Source organism: Bacteroides sp. 14(A) (assembly GCF_000526555.1).
GTDB classification, from domain to species: Bacteria; Bacteroidota; Bacteroidia; order Bacteroidales; family Bacteroidaceae; genus Bacteroides; species Bacteroides cellulosilyticus.
Genome location: NZ_JAGH01000002.1, coordinates 47,625 through 67,768, shown reverse-complemented (window position 1 = coordinate 67,768; position 20,144 = coordinate 47,625). Strand labels below are relative to the sequence as shown.

At 40.7% G+C, this 20,144-nt stretch carries 9 protein-coding genes; all 9 read right to left on the bottom strand.

All coding sequences use genetic code 11. The features are described 5' to 3' along the window. Positions 1 to 364: 364 nt before the first annotated feature. The 9 genes from K429_RS28545 to K429_RS0108120 all read right to left on the bottom strand — a co-directional run bounded on the left by K429_RS28545 (position 365) and on the right by K429_RS0108120 (position 20,079). Positions 365 to 2,944 (bottom strand): alpha-amylase family glycosyl hydrolase, encoded by a 2,580-nt coding sequence (locus tag K429_RS28545; RefSeq protein WP_026366584.1) that lies wholly within the window; start codon positions 2,942 to 2,944, stop codon positions 365 to 367. A gap of 102 nt (positions 2,945 to 3,046) precedes the next feature. Then, entirely contained in the window at positions 3,047 to 4,279 is a 1,233-nt protein-coding gene (locus K429_RS0108155; protein WP_026366583.1) for a SusE domain-containing protein, read from the bottom strand. A 20-nt stretch (positions 4,280 to 4,299) separates the two neighbouring features. Then, positions 4,300 to 6,033, bottom strand: a complete 1,734-nt coding sequence (locus K429_RS0108150) for a RagB/SusD family nutrient uptake outer membrane protein (RefSeq protein ID WP_007210805.1) — start codon at positions 6,031 to 6,033, stop codon at positions 4,300 to 4,302. Between the two features lie 13 nt (positions 6,034 to 6,046). Continuing rightward, positions 6,047 to 9,109 carry a TonB-dependent receptor gene (locus tag K429_RS0108145; protein WP_026366582.1) on the bottom strand — a complete coding sequence of 1,021 codons (3,063 nt, stop codon included), beginning with the start codon at positions 9,107 to 9,109 and terminating at the stop codon, positions 6,047 to 6,049. 105 nt (positions 9,110 to 9,214) lie between these two features. Next, the gene (locus K429_RS0108140; protein ID WP_026366581.1) at positions 9,215 to 11,968 is read right to left on the bottom strand and encodes a trehalase family glycosidase; all 2,754 of its coding nucleotides are present in this window, start codon (positions 11,966 to 11,968) and stop codon (positions 9,215 to 9,217) included. A gap of 27 nt (positions 11,969 to 11,995) precedes the next feature. Continuing rightward, entirely contained in the window at positions 11,996 to 13,384 is a 1,389-nt protein-coding gene (locus tag K429_RS0108135) for a glycoside hydrolase family 28 protein (protein WP_007210802.1), read from the bottom strand. Next, complete coding sequence (locus tag K429_RS0108130; RefSeq protein ID WP_226810435.1) at positions 13,384 to 14,103, bottom strand: sugar phosphate isomerase/epimerase family protein; 720 nt, start codon at positions 14,101 to 14,103, stop codon at positions 13,384 to 13,386. Before K429_RS0108130 ends, K429_RS0108135 begins: the two co-directional genes overlap by 1 nt. 158 nt (positions 14,104 to 14,261) lie before the next feature. Further along, positions 14,262 to 15,839 (bottom strand): glycoside hydrolase family 28 protein, encoded by a 1,578-nt coding sequence (locus K429_RS0108125; protein ID WP_026366580.1) that lies wholly within the window; start codon positions 15,837 to 15,839, stop codon positions 14,262 to 14,264. 169 nt (positions 15,840 to 16,008) lie between these two features. Continuing rightward, positions 16,009 to 20,079, bottom strand: coding sequence for a two-component regulator propeller domain-containing protein (locus tag K429_RS0108120; protein WP_026366579.1), 4,071 nt, complete (start codon positions 20,077 to 20,079; stop codon positions 16,009 to 16,011). Positions 20,080 to 20,144: the final 65 nt, after the last annotated feature.

Genomic DNA, 20,144 nt, shown 5'->3' with positions numbered 1-20,144 from the left:
TCGTGCCGTTCTGCGCTTTCATCTCTTTCATCGTCTATAGGCCCTTGTGTGTAAGGCGTTTATACTGAAATGTCTGGTCGTGGACGGCTTTCAGTGCTTTCAGCCTGTTAGCAAGCGCAAGGTATACTCGTAAGATTACGCCTTTCCTTTTTATTTCTTCCTATTGAAACAAAAGTGCCTTGCCTATGGAACAAAAGTTTCTCGGTTAAGAAACAAACGTTTCTTAGGCAAGAAACTTTTGTGCCACAGTAAGGAAACAAATGTTCCTCTAAAGTGAAACTTACGCTTCTTCGTAATGGAACAATATCTGATTAAGGTACTCTTAATCTGCCTTCCCGGTATGCTTGCTCAAAGTAAGTCGTTTCTATTGCTTAATAAGATGAGCCATTGTTTGCTTCCCGTTTTCTCCTGTCAGACGTACAAGATAGTATCCTTTATTTAATTTGCTGACATTGAAAGAACGGTTTGCGGGAGTCTGCTCGTCTACTATGATTCCATTCATTGCAATAATCTGCACTTTGACAATTCCGGATAATAAAATCCGAACATCCTCTTGGGCAATTGTAGGGGCAATAGCGATTTGCCGGTTTTCTTCCGGTATCGTTTCTATGGAAGTAATTTCTACAGGCTTGTTTATATACAGTCTGAACTCTCCGGCAGGCAAAGAGAAGGGACCTCCTGTTTCGGATTTACCGGTCATGAAATCATACCAGTCTTCTCCGTTATTCAAATTTGGGATACATATATTAGTGGCAATACCGAAGTTGCCTACTAAAACAAAGTGAAGATCCGGATGTGTTATTTCAATACGTCGGATAGGCCAGTCTGTCTCATCCACATTTCCTACGAATTCTCCGTCGGATATCACATGGGCATACTGTTCTCTGAAATTTAGTAATTTGCAATAAGTCTCAAATAAATTCTTTCGTTCCGGAACCTCCAGGAACTCCCAATGAGGAGGTTTCGTTTCACCTTCATAGCTGGAACTAAGTTCGTCCGTACCTTCTTTTGACTGAATAGAGATGTCGTACCCCATTTCGCCAAATTCCCACATCATCTTGGGACCGGGCATCATAAATAAAAAGGCTGCGGCAGTTCCACATCTTTTCATACGTACCTCTAATTCCGTTCGAATTTCTCCAATTCCATTCACTGAAGCATTGTATGCAACACGCTCTTCGTCATGGCTCTCCATATAAGTTACCCGGTTGTTTTTACTCCATCCTTTAGATGAAGCCATGGCTCCCTTAAACGAACTACCTTTCTGAACTCCATTGATCGCATTGCTGAAAGGAGAATTTTGCTTTCCCCATAGCATCAGATCGTGTTCGGCAAGTTCTTTTTCTTCTTGATCGCCAGCTAAATGCTCGTAAATGAGGTAAGCGTCACTTTTTCGCTTCCGTATTTCATCCGATAATCTCTTTATAATGCGGATCCGATCCGGATCGTATGCAGAACCATCTCCCGGAGTATTGGTAAAACCTTTGGAGAAATCGAAACGGAAACCATCCAGTTTATACTCTTTTAGCCAGAAAGCGCAAATGCTGTCTAAAAGAATCTGCGTTTCTTTACTCTCATGGTTGAAATCGGCTCCCCATGAATATTTAGTATTGGGAGAAACCATATTGAACCAGGGATTATCTGCTGCCGGCTGTGCTTTGGTATTTCCCGGAGGATCAGCATACAGTCTGACTAAGGAACAAGTACCATATGCATGATCCAATACAATGTCCATGATCACTGCTATTCCACGTTTGTGGCACTCGTCTATAAATTTCTTATAATCCTCTTCTGTTCCATACACTTTTTCTGTTGCAAAGAAGAAGGTGGAGTGATATCCCCAATTGGTTATTCCGTCTATCTTGCAGAAAGGCATTAATTCGATTGCATTGATTCCCAATGATTTCAGATAATCCAGTTTCTCAAGGGCCAGTTTCAGATTTCCTTTATATTCACCGTTGCGTGTGAAATCGCGAAGCAGGAGTTCGTAAATTGTCAGTCGGTCTTGGCGTACGCCTTTAAAATCAGTCACTTCCCATGGATATTCCGGTTTTGCCGTTTGCCACACAGATACAATATCAGCTTTACATTTTTCCGGAAATTCCATGAGGTTAGGATATGCGATGGGAGATATTCCTTTGTCGAACTTCCTTTCGAGTATCTTATTGGCATAAGGGTCTGCGATATCCAAAAGACCATCGACCAGGTAATAAAAAGCATATTCTTTCCCGGGAATGAGATGATTCAGAGTAATCCAGAAGTAGTCACCGTCTCTTTTCATCCGATAATCCTCTTTCACTTCCCAGTTGCTCAGTTCGCTCATTAAATACGCAAATTGCTTTCCCGGAGCGAACAGTACTAAAGTGAGGCTTTCGTCATTGTGGTAGTTAATACCTCTTTGTACTCCTTCCGGGCGCGGACTATCTTCTCCCGGAGCTATTGTATGGGACAACAGTAATTTAATATTCGATTTTTTATCACCGGTAGCCCTTCCGTCCATGGTGCCATCCGTATTACGCAACACAAACTCGATACTCAGCAACTGTTCGTCTGCTTTAAACTCGTAAGGTGGTTCCATCTGAGTGTTTTGCATAAAGAACTCTTTGACGGACGGGGTGATTTTAAGCTGCCAGAGGTTATCTCCGACTTTCTGGAGTTTAACAGCATCAATATTACATTTGTCGGGTGTTGTCTTATCCGGCCATAAAGCAATTCTGGATTTCCATTCAGTACCACTCGGACTTTCGGAAGTGATAACTCCCATATGTGAATAAATCGGTCCTTCAAAATCGACTAAAGAAGCTTTCTGAAAGGAACACTTGGTCAGATCAAAAGTCACAGTAACTTCATCGTCACCTGTTGGCTTAGATGGTGTACAATCTACAATCTGTGCTTTTAGAGATAAAGTGCACAGAAGTGTGATAAACAATATATAAGTTCTCATAAGGATAATTTTTAATTGTTTCAATGTCAGTATTATAAAAGAATGGGCTGTATCGGAAATATACGATACAGCCCGATTCTAATCACTCAATTAACCTGAAAACTACTCATCAGCACTGGGTACCAGTTCATACCGGAAAGGATATTCCTGCAAATACACATTGAAGTCATAATATCCTTCTGCTGCAAGAAATGGAATATTCTTTGTGCCGGATATGATACCCGATTGATTACCCTTTTCCACCTTATTGTCGGTAGCTCCCATATTGGCAGCATTTGCCCAGGTTTTGCCCACTGCATTCGCTCTGAATTTGAATTCAAACTTAGAGGTATTGGGTACACCACTTCCGTCTGTCTGATATTCCGGAACATACACATGCTTGGCAGTCCATACTTTTCCTTCCGGATCGTATGTCAGAACAGCTCCTGTTCCTTCTTCAGGATTTTGAGCTGACATGGAATTTGCCCATTGAGGATAACTCATATTACGCTGTCCGCACACGAAAAACTCTTTATAGAATTTGTAAAGTGTCATGGTCTTTGCGTTCTCCGTGATTTTAACTACCATTTTATAAAATCCCGGTCCATCGAGTATTTCCTCTTTATTGGAACCCGGTGCAAAAGAACCCGGAGCAATAACGTTTCCTCCTGCCTGCAGAGCAAGGCTTGTACCCGGAGTGAATGAAGCCGGTGCTCCCCATTCAACTTCCGGTGCCAGTTCTTCAACCAATTTTATACCTTGGTCTAATTTGGGTAAATATACATATCCTTCATACTCTCCATTCCAGCCGGGAGAATATAATACTTCTGCATTATTTGTTGTAAAGTCGGTATAATCACCTATTACATAAAGTAAGTCGGGATCACTGGAAAACGTAGTCACATTGAATTCGGATATGGAGGATGTCAATGATGCATAGGCTGTGCTGATGGTGGCTTCAACGCGCATTACAATGTCTGTAGGTCGGCGTTTGATGGCTCCGGCCGACAATAAGGCGGCATTCAGATCCTTTACTTTCACCGTATATTTGTTTTCATTGGTAATTGCAAACGTTGTGTATGTCAGATCATTTACATCTACTCCTTCCTTTTTTACAGCCAGCTGAATGGCGTAGGAAATAATAGCATCGTAGCCAAATTGGGCAGGGGTCCACTCAATGACGGCCAAGTCTGTCTCGGCAGCATTCTTATCCAGAACAAACACATCGTCAAAGGTCTGTTTCCAGGAACTGGCAACAAAATTATCAGGGTCCAGTATTAGTTTCTCATCTTGTGCGCAAGACGCCAGGCAAAGAAGAGAAATTATGCTAACTATTGAATAAACTAACTTTTTCATATTTAATCTTCTTAAAGAGGTTATTGATTGGAAACGGCATTGTCATAGCCCGGATTCTGAGTCAGATTAGGATTGGCACCTATATCTGAAGCGGGTATAGGGAACAGTTCTCTATATTTGGGAACGGCAGAACCGGGGAAAGTTCCATTCTTGAATTCCCATGTATAATCATTCCCGGAATATTTACCAAAGCGGATCAGATCTGTGCGGCGGAATGCTTCCCAATAAAGCTCGCGGGAACGCTCACCGAAAATATAATCGAGAGTGAAAGAGCTCAGATCTTCGGCCTGTATTTTTGCGCGATGCCTCAGTTCGTTGAGCTTTTCCAGAGCCAATGCATCCGTACATGTTCCTCCGGATTTTCTCACCGCAGCTTCAGCGTAGTTCAGATAGGCTTCGGCAAGGCGCATCAAGGGATAGTCCAGACTTGGATATTCAGTCAAAGAAATCACATTCCCATTTTCATCCGTATATGAGGGCGGTATGCCTTCACGTGTCAGGTTGGTCCATTTATAGGAAGGCCAGCCATAAATGAAGGTGCTCGAACCGGCATTTTTGGACATAGGCAAATGGCAAGTCGGGGTAAAGAAAATAGCCCGGTTATCCAAGGTGTTTACATACTTTCCCAATGATCCGTTTCCGTCATCAACCACCTCATCCATTGTTCCGAGGAAATCATCAATTCCCGGGTAGAAGTGACGGACGAAAGTCAATGTAGCGCGAGAACCTTTGAAACTCTTTGAGATACCACTCGTTTGGGTAAAGTTAGGATCGTTGGGACCTCGTGAACCTGCTACCAGGAATTGTGTTGCATAAGACTGAGTCCAGCGTCCGTCAAAGTTGATCGTGAAAATCATTTCTTTACGTGCATCTGTATTTTCACCGTTGTCAGCCATGAAAAGTTCTGCATAGTTGGGACATAAATCATATCCTGCACTGATCACGTTGCGGGCATATTTCATGCACTCATCATATTTAGGTGTCTGAATATACACTTCTGCATTCAAATATAAGCGTGACAGCAACATCCAGACAGCTGCCTTGTCGGCACGCCCATACTCATTCTGTCTTGGTTCCGTCATATGCGGATCGTCTGATAATTCCAGAAGTTCGCTCTCAATGAAACTGTAGAGTTCGGCACGTGAACGTTGTGGAGGCAAATAAGTACCGATTGGATCGTTTTCTGTAATGAAAGGAGTATTCCCAAACATATCCATAGCGTGATAATACATCAAAGCACGGAGAAAACGGGTTTCGGAACGATAATACTGTATGTTAGCTCTGAGAGCATCATCTACTCCACGGTCATTCAAACGCTCGTCTGTGGTTTGTTTCAGATAATCATTGCACATGGTAATAGTGAACAAGAGACGATAATAGAGACCTGAAATTATCGGATTGTTCAAGGTGCTGTATGTATTGTAAGAGAGTTCGGGACATCCCGGGTCGGACTGAGTGAATGTCACCTCGTCTGTAGTGAACTCCTGCATGTACCAGAATGTACGTAAGAATGGAGAGGTTCCGGCATCCACATCAGCAATTTCCGCACTGGCTGGTCCGCTTTGTCCGGAGAGGCCAAGTGCTGCATATAATTTGGCTAATCCCTGCATGTAACTTTCAGGGGTAGAATACGCTTTATCTGCCGTATACAACTTAGGATCAAGCGGGGTAGTGTTCAGGTCATCGAAGCAAGACGCAAATAGAATCGTCATTGCCGGGAACAGTATTGATAGTAAAATATATTTTAGTTTCATAACAGATCATTTTTTAGTAGTTAAGATTCAAACCTAATACAAAGATACGAGGGCGTGGCCATGCATTATTGTCAATACCACTACTTACCTCCGGATCTAATCCAGAGTATTTTGTGATAACAAATGGATTTTGGGCAGTGAATGAGACACGTCCTCCAAGTTTACTATTAAATAGTTTTTTGAAAGAATAGCCCAGGGTGATATTATCCACCTTCAGGAAAGATGCATTTTCCAGGAATAAATCACTCTTTGCCTGAGTGACGGTAATGGGATTGCGGAACTTTGAAGTTTTCACAACAAATTCAGGTATATTGCGTACTGTTTGGCCGTTGCTGAATGTATAGTCGGCTGAACAGCGTGCGGAATTGTAATCGTTGAATACCCAGTTCCCAATACTTCCATGTGCATTAAAACCGAAGTCCCAATTCTTATAACGGAATAACATATTGAATCCGAAGAATACATCCGGGCGCGATTTGTGTTTAAGTACGAGGTCTTTGTCATCGATGATGCCATCCTTATTCTGGTCGATAAATGCATCTTGAACCGGATTACCATATTCGTCGTATACCTGTTCATATACATAGAATGTATTAGGAGCATACCCTACACTATGTATCTGGATGTTATTACCCGTTCCCATGCTGATACCTCCGGTGGGCACTCCCACGTAGTCCGGATTGAAGATGGCGGTCAGTTTCGTAATTTTCGATTTGCTCCAGGTAGCGTTTACACCGATATCCCAAGAAAAGTCTTTTGTAACAATAGGAGTGGCATTGATGTTGATTTCAACACCCTTATTCTCCAAATTACCGATATTGGCGGTCATCTTATTCGTAAAATTAGAACCGGCGGGAATGGGAATGGAGTTTAATAGATCGGAGGTCTCTTTGTAGAACAAGTCGACACTCCCCGATAAACGGTTATTAAAGAATCCCCAATCCAATGCCACATTCCAGGTGGCGGTAGACTCCCACTTGATGTTTTCATTATAAGCTTCCGGTTTCAATATCTGATAGAATTTATCTCCGATCTGATATTGTGAAGTAGAAGTGATGGTTGACAAATTATAGGTTGCAATGTAAGGATAGTAATCTGAACCAATATTTTGCTGTCCCGTCACACCATAACTGGCGCGTAGCTTTAAGTTACTCAGCTTATCGAATTTCTTGAAAAAAGCTTCATCGGACATTCTCCACGCTAAAGCTACAGAAGGGAAGAGGCCCCAACGGTTAGAAGGAGAGAAACGGGAAGTTCCGTCATCACGCAATGTGAAAGTAATCAGATACTTGTCCATAAATGTATAATTCAAACGTCCAAAAAGTGAAATCAAATAATATTCTTTAGGAGCTGCACTTTCCGAAATAAATACCGATTCATAATTTTCTAACGGATTGGAGTAGGTCTGACTCTGGTCATCTCTTTTAAAATGTTGCCATGAATAACCGGCCATGACATCAATCTTACTGCGAATTGCCTTTATATCTTTTACGTAATTCAAATAGAAATCCAAGAGATAATTCTCACGGGTCGATTTAGAATCGGTATACCTTCCTTGTCCCGGAGGTAAGATGGCATCTGTATACGAACTGTACGATCCGGGATAATTACCTTTATCACCATCATTTTTCGTGTAATCATATCCCAAGTTCAGGTTGGCACGTAATTCCGGTAAAAAATGAAAGGAATAATCAAGCTGCATATTACCGAAAGAACGGAATACTTGGGTCTCATCCCAGTAACCACTGAGTCGTGATACAGGATTCTCCGAGCCATTACGATTGATAGAACCATCCGGATTCAGCCATTGAAAATAACCGTTATATTTATTGTAATCAATCGAGCCGTCGGCATTATAAAAGTGTACCGGCTTTGTAGGATCAAATGCTGCGGCAGCGTTGATGGCTCCGGTAGATACATATTTATTCTTATTCTCTGTAGCTTTTAGATTGATACTCACACTTAAATGCTTATCGAAGAATTTAGGAGTAAATGTGACTGCCTGGGTAAAGCGCTGGAAATTGGAACCTTTCAAGGTACCATTCTGATCAGTATATCCGAGAGATACGCGGAAAGGATATTTATCACCTCCTCCGGATATTCCTATATTCTGGTCGGTAGACAGACCTATCCGGTAGATTTCCTTTTGCCAGTCTGTATTATAATATCCTATTGTACCATCCGGATAGGTATAATTGATGGCTTTGTGAACTGCTGCCCCGGATAACGTGTTTTCCGGATAATACTCGTCAATATAGGCACGGAACTCATCGGCATCAAGGACCGGTACTTTACCCGAATTTACGTTGGCGCTGTATGTGCTGCTGTATTCCACTTTCAGTGCCTTGCTTCCTCCTTTTTTCGTAGTGATGATAATGACCCCATTAGAAGCTCTGGAACCATAGATGGCTGTTGCGGAAGCATCTTTTAAAACACTGAATGATTCTATATCCTCGGGATTTAATGCTCCCAGTACGTTCGACATACCCACTCCGGCATCATCAGATGTAGTAACTCCGTCAATCACTATCAAAGGAGAATTGCTGGCAGATAGAGAGGAGCCGTTACGGATGCGGATGGTGGTACCGGACCCCGGTTGCCCATCGCCCGGAACAATCAGCAAACCCGGCACTTTTCCTGTCAGCATATCCTGAGGAGTGGTGATTGCACCTTTGTTCATGTTTCCGGCTTTCAGGGTTGCCACTGCTCCGGTTGCATCTTTTTTAGTCACTTGACCATAACCGATGACTACTACTTCTTCCAAGGATTGAGCGTCTTCGGACATTTTTACGTTGAGCACCGAACCCGTATCGACAGACAGAGTCTGTGTCTGGAATCCAATATAAGAAAAAGACAGTTTTGCGCCGGCAGATACCTGTATTGAATATTTTCCGTTTACATCGGTTATGACACCCGTTTGTGTACCAACCGCTTGTACATTCACACCAATCAAAGGATCTCCATTGTCATCACGGACAACACCTGTCACTATTTTCTGACCGGTATGTTGTCCTCCAACTTGTGCTGTCTGTTTTGCCCTCGGTTGTTTTGTATTATTTTGCTGACCAAACAGCATCACTGCCGACAGGCAGAAAAGGACTGTAAACAGGCTACGAATTAAAATGATTTTTTTTACTTTTCATAGGTTGTGTCTCCATAAAATTAAAAATTAACATCGATATCATTTAAGAGCACTGATGGTAAGTACTCCTGTTTTATTGCTATTCGGGAGGGTGATTTCCACCATTCCGGTATGATAAGACTTACTTTTAACCGGTCTGCCATTGAATTGTACTTCATACGTATGATCCGGATTCATACATACAATCATACAACGCTCATGAGGCAGTGTAGAATCGTCAAAAGAAATCTTGGCGCGATACTGAGAATAATCTGTATTAAAATGATTCTCGGCAATCCATATTTCAAAGCCGGTTGACACCTTGCCGGGCTTATAATAAGCAGCAAACCAATTTAGTATAGGAGAAGAAAGGCCGGAAAATTGATGCCATCCAGCTCCTCTTCCTGAGGAAATTATAAAGTGTTCGAAAGTGTAATAACTTTCCTGGCACTCTTGTTCCCATTTGTCTAAGGCGGTTTGTGCTATCTGATAGGCTTGTTCACCTTTTCCTATGTCTAAAAGAGCTTTCCATATAACCCATTGATGGGGAAACCAGACTGCTCCGTTCCAATATCCGTCTGCCTGATAATAAGGGGCCGATTGATCGACAGTTGAAAGACCGGAAGATGTCCACAATTCTTTCGGTGAAAACAAATGTCCCACCAACCTGTCTACTTGCTCAGGTGTACAAATACCTGCTGCCAGCGGGGTTACTCCGTCTAATCCCTTATTGAAGTTGGACTGATCCTTGTATCGGAAAATTGCTTTGGCATCTCCGGATGCATCATGAGTCACATATCCGAAATAACCACTCTCTTCATCCCAGGCGTAGGTTTGCAGTGCTTTAGAAAGATTCTTGATAATCCGGTCGTAGCTCTTTATATCCTCTTTCAATCCCATCTCTTTAGCAGCCAAACGCAAAATTTTGGCGGCACGAAGATAATACGCTGAAGTTACTACAGGGGTTACAAACGGATATTGACTCTTATCACTGCGTAGTGCCTGCTGCGGTGGATAGTCGTCCCAGCCTCCGGAATTATAAAAATAATCCCAGGTTCGGAGCAGACCGGAGCCTTTCATGCGCGTAGTAGAGTTCGGGTTGTTTCCTAACATAAAATCAAAGTATTGTTTCAGCCTCGGATAGAGAAACTTCAGTACTTCACGCGATTGGCTATTGTTCCACAAATCATAGTAAGCATACATCTGGATAGGCAATGGAGTACCATGATGAATAAAAGCAGATTCACTTCCCACCGGTGTAGTATAAGCTCTGATACATTCGAAGGCTTTCGTTATATCCACATCAATCATGCCTAAAGCGATGAAGCCAAGGTCCCATGTATAGAGGCTATTCCAATTCTTCCCGGGTGTAAAATGCCGGATATATTCTTTCTGAGTGTAAACCGGATAAACAACATTGGAAAGTAATGCGGCCTGCAATAACTGATGCCCAAAACTATACTTCTTTCCTCCGGGTAGCAGGGCCTCCTCTGGTTTCACCGGTTGCTGAGACTGAGCTAGAGAAACAAACTTTTCAGGAGTGGAATGAAAAAGCTCTAAATCTTGTCTGACTTTCTCACGGCTGCCGGTACATACCAACATATACAGTGTTTGTTCTGAATGAGGAGCTAATACTACCGGTCGCAAAAAAGCATTTGTATAGTGCCATTGTTTGTCACCAATCAGTTTTCTGGCTAAATGATCGTGTGTTTTCTTTCGGAAAAATGACTCTAATTCACTATTCAGCACTTCCCGGATAAACGATTCTTTATAATTCCAGGCTACTCCATAGAAATTTTCACAATCTTCATATTTTAATATGAAATCCTGCTTCTCGTTTCCCACTTCAATTATTGGTGTAAAAGGTATTGCGGTGGGGGTAAACTTCAGTTTGCCCATATCTTCAGCAGTCCCGATAAAGAATCCGTCCAAACAAATCTCGGCAGTTCCTTCGGAAATAAGTTCCAGAATGTATTCACCACTCTTTCTGCCATAATAGGAGATCGGGAGAATTGTAAAATCTCCGGTTCCGGTGAATTTTACCACTTCATCAGTCAGTCCTTTCAAACGTAAAGTTGCAGTTTTCCCTTTTTCAACTTTATATCTGAATCCTATAGCCCCATCTTCCATACCTGAAGGTATATCTATCCGGTAGCTTACCCGGTCGCCCGCGTCTTTTCCAAATCCTTTTCCCAAAACGGACCCATCCAGTGAAAAACTGCTACGTTCTTCATTTCTGTACCACCCGTCGTACACCAGTCCATACTGAGGAGTTTTAAAAGCAGGTTCATTCTCTGTATAATCTATCGCACTATACCATTGCAAACGAGAAGCTCCTGAAGCTTTCACCTGTGGGTGTGCTTCCGGATAATCGATATAGGCCATTTGATTCAGGGCCAGATTTTGATAAGTCTCCGTATTGTTTACACAACGTATGCCTACCAGTGTGCTGCTTTCATCCAATATATAATAAGTAACATCTGTAAATACCCGGTCTTTCCACTCCAACTCATAGCGATAGGTGATGCGATTCATGGAAGGATTTATATTCCATGGATAATAGGACGATTCAAAAAGGACATGCGGAACCAACTGCCGGTTTCGGTAATAACCGGGCATTACAGAAAAGTCAAAGCGTATTCCTTTCTTTATGTCAGGTATATGCGAAATTCCTGCATAACGCTTTGAATAAGGTCCCCAGGATGTTAATGAAGTTATATCATGACTATCATTGAAACAAGATGGAGGGACGATCGCCCCCAACTGTGGAATCATTAATCCACTCATCAACAGCCCTGCTATAAATCGTTTCATGATGTGATTAGATTAAAGTTATACAGATTAAAGTACTCTAAGCTTCACCAATTCTTTGGGAGTCGGTTTTTCATCCAGCTTTTTACCGTTTACCTTTACACTTTGAAATCGAATATTTTCTCCGTTCTGGAAACAGTAGGGGGTAGGTACTTTACCGATTGTTACGTTTTTCAATACAATGTTCTGAAGAGGACGTTCTGCAAAACCGGCCATGTAAATACCACATTCATTGGATTGCTTGCAGGTTACATTCTCAATCAAGAATGAGTCAAATAACGTTGGATGGAAAGCTGAGCGTTCCCCTTTATAGTTCGGTTCAAAACGTATCAGGGCAGTACGTACTGTATCTGCTTGTACATTACGTACATATACATCCTGTATGTAAGCTCCACGGTCAAGATTCGATTTGAAATAGATGGCATTGGAGGACTTCGGAATTGTAATATTTTCAATAAAGATATTCCGGACTCCACCGGCAATCTCGCTACCAATACATACACCATTAATTTTAGAGCGGAAAGAACAATTACGTATCACAACATTTTCCGTCGGCTGACCGATGCGCCATGCGTCATTATCCCGTCCTGATTTGATGGCTATTGCATCGTCGCCTGTGGAGAAAGTACAACCTTCAATCAGTACGTTCCGGCAGGATTCCGGATCACAACCATCATTATTATAATTATGACTGTCAACTGTTACATTACGGACAATTACATTGTTACAGAAAATAGGATGAATCACCCAGAACGGAGAATCCATGATAGTGACGCCTTCTATTCTTACATTAGCACAGCCAAAAGGTTCGATAAAACCGGGACGAAGTTTATAGCCTTCGCCGAATATACGACGATAAACCGGTACATTGGTACGCCCCATCTTACGAAGCATTTCCTGTTCTACTGTCTGAATATTATTCCATGGTGAGAATTTTTTTGAGCCATTTCCATTTACGGTGCCCTCACCTGTCAGAGCTATATTCTGCACATGATATGCGTATATCAGCGGAGAATAGTTGAACAGCTCGGTACCTTCCCAACGAGTAATGACAGCCGGTAAATAGTCACTTTCATTAGTGCTGAAATCAAGTATCGCTCCTTTTTCCAGATGTACATTTACATTGCTTTTGAAGACCAGAGGCCCATTCATATAGTAAGTACCTGCAGGAACAGTGATTTTTCCTCCACCGTTGTCGCTACAAATTGTAATAGCCTTTTCAAAGGCTTCTTTACACAATGTTTTTCCGTCTCCGACTGCACCAAAGTCCGTGATGACATAAGTTTTGTCGGGAAATGTCACAGGATCTAGGCTCTGCACGATGGCATCTGCTTTATCCCAAGGTGATTGCTGAGCGCAGATATTCATAGCAAATGTCAACGCCACAGATGTGATCATTAAAGAGATTTGTTTCATCATTATTTATTTTTTAATAGGGTTATACTTTCTTGAATAGTACTTTTCAAATTCTTTTCTATCCTGTCGGGTTCTAATCCAACATAACCTTGGTAACCGACCTTTTTCAGCAATTTCATGAACTGTTGATAATTAAAGGAGTCTGTCCGGTTAAGTCCTTTCCGTTCTGGAATGCCCGCAATATGATAATGAGAAATATAAGAATGATATTTTTTTATATCACTCATTATATCACGTCCCATATCGTTCATATGCCAGACATCATATAAAAGTTTGAAATTCGGTGAGTTTAGTTTTTTACATAATGCTACTCCCCATTCCGGATTATCACACTGATAATAAGAGAAACGCTGTTTTGTGAAAATCTCTTCAGTATTACGGCTGCTGAGTAACTCCATTACCAAAGTCACATTTGCTTTTTCTGCGATATCCAATAGGGGCTTTAATCCTTCCACACATGCTTCCAAAGCCTCTTCATCCGATAAGTCCGTATTTATTCCAGAATAACATACCACTTGCTTAATTCCTTTTTCTGCTAATAGGGGAATGAAGCGTTTATAGTTTTCAATTAGTGATGAATGCCACCTCCGGTCGCAAAATCCTCGTTCGATTCCCATATCTATACCATCAGCCATGGCAACGGTTAGTCCTTTCTCTTTCACAATGTCCCACTTTTCCGGATCTACCATATCAATAGCTACAGCTCCGTTTTCTTTTGCCATATCACATAATATAGCAGTCTGTGTACGAAAACTCCACTTTACTAAAGATATGCCTATCGGGTCCTTTCCGTAAACTTCAGTTATGGAATTTATGGATAACCAGCAGATGAATATTACTTGAATATAGCGCTTCATAATTTTCATATATACTTAAGTTTTTATTTGTTTTCAAATAGATTACCGGCTTCTTTTACCTCTTGCCCGATTTCTTCATTGTACAACTGGGATACCTTACTGAAATCATTGCCAATCAACTTTATACCGGAAGATTTGCCGCTGTTTTCCAAAAAAGACGGTAGAGCATTTTCTGTTGAGAATCCTCTGATCATAAGATTTTCCACATTATTTGTCCTGATATAGGCAGATTCGCTCAGGTGCGAAATCGTTTTCACTTTATCTATGGTAATATCACGGCAATCGTCAAGGTACAGCGCATGCCTATCATCTTTATTGTCTAAATTAACTTGTATATCTTCTAAGGTCAGATGGCGTACATGACGGATAAAAAAGCCATATGCCGGTAAGTTTGCACCAAAAATCTTATTTTCCGGATAGCTGTTTTCCACTTCGGGGATAGTGCGTAGTGTATGTTCTTTACGCCCGCCACCAGGACAATTCAGTATTATATGGCTCAACTTTATATTTTCTGCATACTGATCGGGAATACCTGTAATGGAACAACTCATCAGGCTATTGCTTGTGGCCGTAATGTTACTGATTACTATTTCTTTCATTGTACCAACCAGCGGACTATGTCTTTGTCCGTAACGAATAAATATAGGGGTCAATGTATTGAACATGGTGATATTATTAATCACTATTTGCTCCATTGTTCCTCCATCGACCATTTCCAATGCAATGCCCGAATTGTTTGTATAATTGGCTGTTACACCAGGTATAGTATACTTTTTATAATCAAAATAATCATTTTGTTCCGGGCGCTTTATAACACAGTTGGATATGGCAATATTCTTGAATCCACCTCTGGAAGCTGTTCCCAATTTTATAGCATTACAATTACTGGAAACAATACAATTGGAAATGGCAATATTTTCACAAGGGCGTTCTTTGTAGTAGCTCTTCAAGCATATCGCATCATCAATACAATCGATTATACAATCGGATACGGTAATATTTCGCCCATCGAGATCTATTCCATCATTATTAAAATAGCTGGTAGAACGAATTGTAATCCCTCTTATTTGTACATGGTCACAATCGCTGATACGCAAAGTCCAATAAGAGGCATTGATCAGGCTTACATTACGAATATCTATTTGTGAACATCCTTCAAAATTAGCGGCATAAATACGGTCTGGGGATTTGGCACCTCCATGAAAAACAGTATCATTGCCATTCGCATCGATCACTCCACTCCCACAAATACCTGTATTATGGACATTTTCTGCATGAATAAGTCCCTTACGATGAGTTCTAAGTTCAGGATACTCATTTAGGTCCGAACTTCCTCTCAGTACGGCTCCACGATCTAAAAAGAGCATTACATTGTTTTTCAGAAATAATGTTCCACTGATATAAGTACCTGTAGGTATACATACCGTACCTCCTCCATTTGTGGAACATAAGTCAATAATTTTCTGTAAGGAAGCTGTCTCGGATCTTCCTGAATTGGCTTTCACTCCATAGTCTGTTACATTATATATAAAAGACGTAGCCTTTGACGGATGACTTATACAGACTAATAAAACCAGAATACTAAAAAGTGTCTTTTGCATATCGTATCATTTAAAGTTTCAGAATAGCCGGATTTAACTCCGATTGTTCGCTGACAAAGGTATGCGCAGAACTACTTTTTTGTTTGAAGCTATGTTACGGATATTAACACAAATGATACAAGAACATGATATAATCGCTTAATAATCGGATATTTCTGTATTTATTCAATTATTTATGCTGGTAGTCGGATGGTGAAACGCCATAGCTTTCCTTAAAAGTGCGAGTAAAATAAGAAAGGTTATTAAAGCCGACCTGATAGCAGACATCAGAAACAGAAACACCTTCCTGACGAAGCAAATCAGCTGCCACTTTAAGTCTTACATTTAGAATGAAACGGCTGGGAGATAAATTCGTAAGATACTTTATCTTACGATAGAGATGCACACGGCTTACTCCTAACTCTTTCCCGAAATCCTCAATGGTTAGTTCTGAATTAGTAAGGTTCTTTCGCAGAAAGTCATAGCATTTCTGCAAAAATTGCTCATCATAGTCAGTTACCTCTACGTTCATATCTTTCGGACTGATTCTTTTCTGGAAAGATTGTCGTAACCGTTCATTGTTATCTAATAAGTTTTGAATACGCGCCAATAATAAATCAAAATTAAACGGTTTGAATATATAATCATTGGCACCCGAAGACAATCCGTCTTTTACGTGTGTGTCCGATACATGTGCTGTCAGTAAGATTACTGGAATATGATTAATCTCAATATTACTTTTTATAGCTTTACAGAGTTCTATTCCGTCCATAACCGGCATCATTACATCACTGATGACCAAGTCGATCTCTCTCCGGTGTATGATTTCTAATGCTTCATGGCCATTATCACAATCGAATACATTGTATATAGTGGCAAGCTTACTTTTCAGATACTGTCTGATCTCATTGTTATCTTCTACAACTAACAAAGTTCTAAGCTCTTTTTCCACCTTTGGGCGTTCCATAGCAGGCTCTGTTTTGGGAGCGACTGAAGGAGTCAGAATCAAACGATGTTCCTGTTCTGTTTCATCGCATAACTCATCTTCCCGCAAATGGTCTTTACCTATTGGAATCAGGAATTTGAATACAACACCTGTGTCGCCGATATTTTCAACCCAAATATCACTATGATGCAGGCGCATGATCATACGATTGAAACTTAGACCGATCCCTGTTCCCTGCTGGCTCTTTGTGTTTTTAAGCCGATAGAAAGGTTCGAAAACATCTTCAAGTTTATCTTCCGGAATAATATCTCCTTCATTGAATACAGAAATAAGTATAGCTTCCTTTACCCGTTCATCTACCCGTTCCCGATAGGGTGACTTATTCAAAGTTATCACATCAACGTTTAGGGAGATGACACTTTCTTCATTGGAATACTTGAAAGCATTCATCAGGACATTATAAAAGACTTTCTCCAGTAGCTGAGGATTATACCAGGCTATTAGCTCTGTTTCAGGTAAATGTATCTTTAATGGATGATTTTGGATTCTGGACAATTCGCTAAAAGCAAGTATCACCTCCTTGATAAAAGGAATCAGGTGTTGTTTGGATGCTAATAATTCCATACGCCCTTCATCATGCTTGCGAAAATCCATCAACTGATTTACTAACTTCATAATTTTCATGACATTGCGTTGAACTCCCTGTAATACTCCTTTTTCCATCTGTGAAGGAGTGTTAGATGCCAATAGGTCAGTCAATGAACCGGAAATCAGTGTCAGTGGAGTACGTATCTCATGGGAAAAGTTTGTAAAAAGATCAAGTCGGAATTTATGCATCTTATCTAAATTCTTCTTTTCTATATTCTTGATCTCTAAGTCGTGTTCCAACTGCATCTTAATGCGCAGGTAGTAAAAGAACAAGGCCAACAATGCAAGTATTACAATCGTATATGCCAGATAAGCCCACCATGTACGCCATGGTGCAGGTTTAATAATGACAGAAAGCAGATTGGACGGTTCAGACCAGGTTCCATTACTGTTGCAAGCACAGACCTGGAACTGATATTCACCTGCTCCCAGGTTACTATAAGTCACCTGTCTTTGTGTACCGGCTAAATTCCATTCCTTGTCGATACCTTGTAATCGGTAACGATACAGGTTCTTGTCCGGATAGATATAGCTTAATGCAGCGAAAGCAAAAGTAAGATTATCTTGATTATACTTAAGTTCAACCCTGTGGTGGGTACGTATATTTTTACGGGATAGAGTATCTATTGACTGATTATGAACTAGAAAATCTGTCAGAACAACCTTAGGAGCCTTTTTATTAACATGCATCACATCTTTTGGAACGACTTCAACTAGACCGTTACTTCCCCCAAAGTATAGCAAATTGCGTTCTGAAACAAAACAAGACATAGACTTTACGTGCAACAATGGAAATCCATTGTAAGCATCATATCTTATAAATGTATGGTCTTCTTCATTATAATAAGCTATTTCATAAAATGAGCTGATCCAGATACGACCGTCATTATCCTCCAGTATACCGCAAATGTTGTTACCAATGTGATCGCTATTTGTATTGAATACCTGCTTCACTTCACCCGAACTGTCCATACAGACCAGTCCTTGTCCGAATGTTCCTATCCAAATACGATCTTTCTTGTCTTTATAAATGTAACTGACAGACAAATCTTCTCTACCCATAACAGGAATAGGTGTGAAAACATTCTCTGCGATATTATAGCAGAACAGACCATTATTACGAGTACCAATCCATAGCTCATTATCGGAAGCTTCATAGATAAAATACACGTCTCTTACCTTATGAGAACTGTTTGATGGATAGAAAGTCGTAAAGCTTTCATTCTGTTCGTTGAAACGGCAAATGCCACCCGGACCGCCGTTAAAACCAATCCAAATATATCCATTGGAATCCTGCAATGCACAGTTCACTCGATTTCCGGGAATGCGTCCGGTTTGTGAAGTAGCTGTATAATGTCCGATGAGTTGCTTTGTTTTCAAATCAAAAAGGTGGATGCCATGAGATTCTGTACCAACCCATAACGCACCCTTATGAATTAACAGAGGCTTACATTCCACTAGAGGAGTCTCTCCGTTGTATAACTCATAATATTGTTGAGTCCTCGTAACCGGGTTGTAATAAGTGATTCCAAGATCATCACTTCCAAGCCATATTCCTTGCCCATCGGGTACCATTGATCCGATTATTCCAGTGGAGGCTTTACCAGTCCGTTCGATTGGGATGTGAGTGAAATGATTCATATAACGTGAATGGAGAAAGAGTCCCATATAATATGATCCCACCCAAATATTCCCATTATTATCTTTATAACCGCTGGTAAGCATGATCCTTTCTTTCACATCTGTTCCGAGAGGATTCAGAGAATAGGTATTCCGTGTCTTGAGTAATTGCCCGGTCTGTTTATTATAAAAGAAGATTCCCCGCCGTTTACTGATCAACCACAGAATCTCTTTTTGTTCTATAATACAACAGATATTCTGATCGTCGTTCATACGTACCTGTCCGAATGGAAGAAGTGAGATAACGCTTCCACCTTTGGGTACTTTAGCCAACAAAGCTAAATTGTTTCCAATCCAAGTGTCTCCTGCTGTATCTTGCCAGACAGAAAGTACATTAATATTGCCACCTCCATGCTCTAACTGGATGCGTCGTACATTTTTGGTATGAATATCATAAATGTATAATCCATTATGTGTGCCAATATATATTTCTTTGTCACCATATTTCCCTACGGTATTGGTTTCCTCATTGAAAGCTCTGTGGTTTTCCGGAGCTATAAATTTTCTGGAATCTGTATCATACCATGTAATTCCTTTATCTGTTGCAATCCACAATAAATGGGTGGAGGGATCAAAATAGAGTTCATTAATCTTATTGCTTTTTAGTGGGGAAAGTTCGTTAGGGAAGAAAGAAAGAATATGCTGGCTGAGAAGATTTATACAATTAAGGCCATTGTCGGTTCCTACCCATATATTTTTATGAGCATCTTCAGCTATGCAACGTACCTTACTGTTGGAAATAGATTCTTTAACTAATGACTCGCAGTAAACAATAAAATTATAGCCATCATACCGGCATAGTCCATCTTTAGTTGCAAACCACATATAGCCTTCGGAATCCTGAAAGATCTTTTGAACTGTATTATGAGGTAGTCCTTTAGTGATATCAATGTTTTCAAACAACGGTTCAAATGTCTCTTCTTGTGCCACCGAATTATGGATGGGCAACAACAGCAACAGGAGAAAAAGAAATCTGTGTGATATCATTCTAATTAGGATTAGTAATTCAAAGCAAAGATGATACAATATTAGAGAAAAAGTACTATATATCC

What these genes read in the sequence shown, in the direction of transcription:
- K429_RS0108130 (WP_226810435.1), bottom strand. Translation starts at nt 14,103, where the DNA reads ATGGCAAAAGAAAACGGAGCTGTAGCTATTGATATGGTAGATCCGGAA.
- K429_RS0108120 (WP_026366579.1), bottom strand. Translation starts at nt 20,079, where the DNA reads ATGATATCACACAGATTTCTTTTTCTCCTGTTGCTGTTGTTGCCCATC.
- K429_RS0108125 (WP_026366580.1), bottom strand. Translation starts at nt 15,839, where the DNA reads ATGCAAAAGACACTTTTTAGTATTCTGGTTTTATTAGTCTGTATAAGT.
- K429_RS0108150 (WP_007210805.1), bottom strand. Translation starts at nt 6,033, where the DNA reads ATGAAACTAAAATATATTTTACTATCAATACTGTTCCCGGCAATGACG.
- K429_RS28545 (WP_026366584.1), bottom strand. Translation starts at nt 2,944, where the DNA reads ATGAGAACTTATATATTGTTTATCACACTTCTGTGCACTTTATCTCTA.
- K429_RS0108155 (WP_026366583.1), bottom strand. Translation starts at nt 4,279, where the DNA reads ATGAAAAAGTTAGTTTATTCAATAGTTAGCATAATTTCTCTTCTTTGC.
- K429_RS0108145 (WP_026366582.1), bottom strand. Translation starts at nt 9,109, where the DNA reads ATGCTGTTTGGTCAGCAAAATAATACAAAACAACCGAGGGCAAAACAG.
- K429_RS0108135 (WP_007210802.1), bottom strand. Translation starts at nt 13,384, where the DNA reads ATGATGAAACAAATCTCTTTAATGATCACATCTGTGGCGTTGACATTT.
- K429_RS0108140 (WP_026366581.1), bottom strand. Translation starts at nt 11,968, where the DNA reads ATGAAACGATTTATAGCAGGGCTGTTGATGAGTGGATTAATGATTCCA.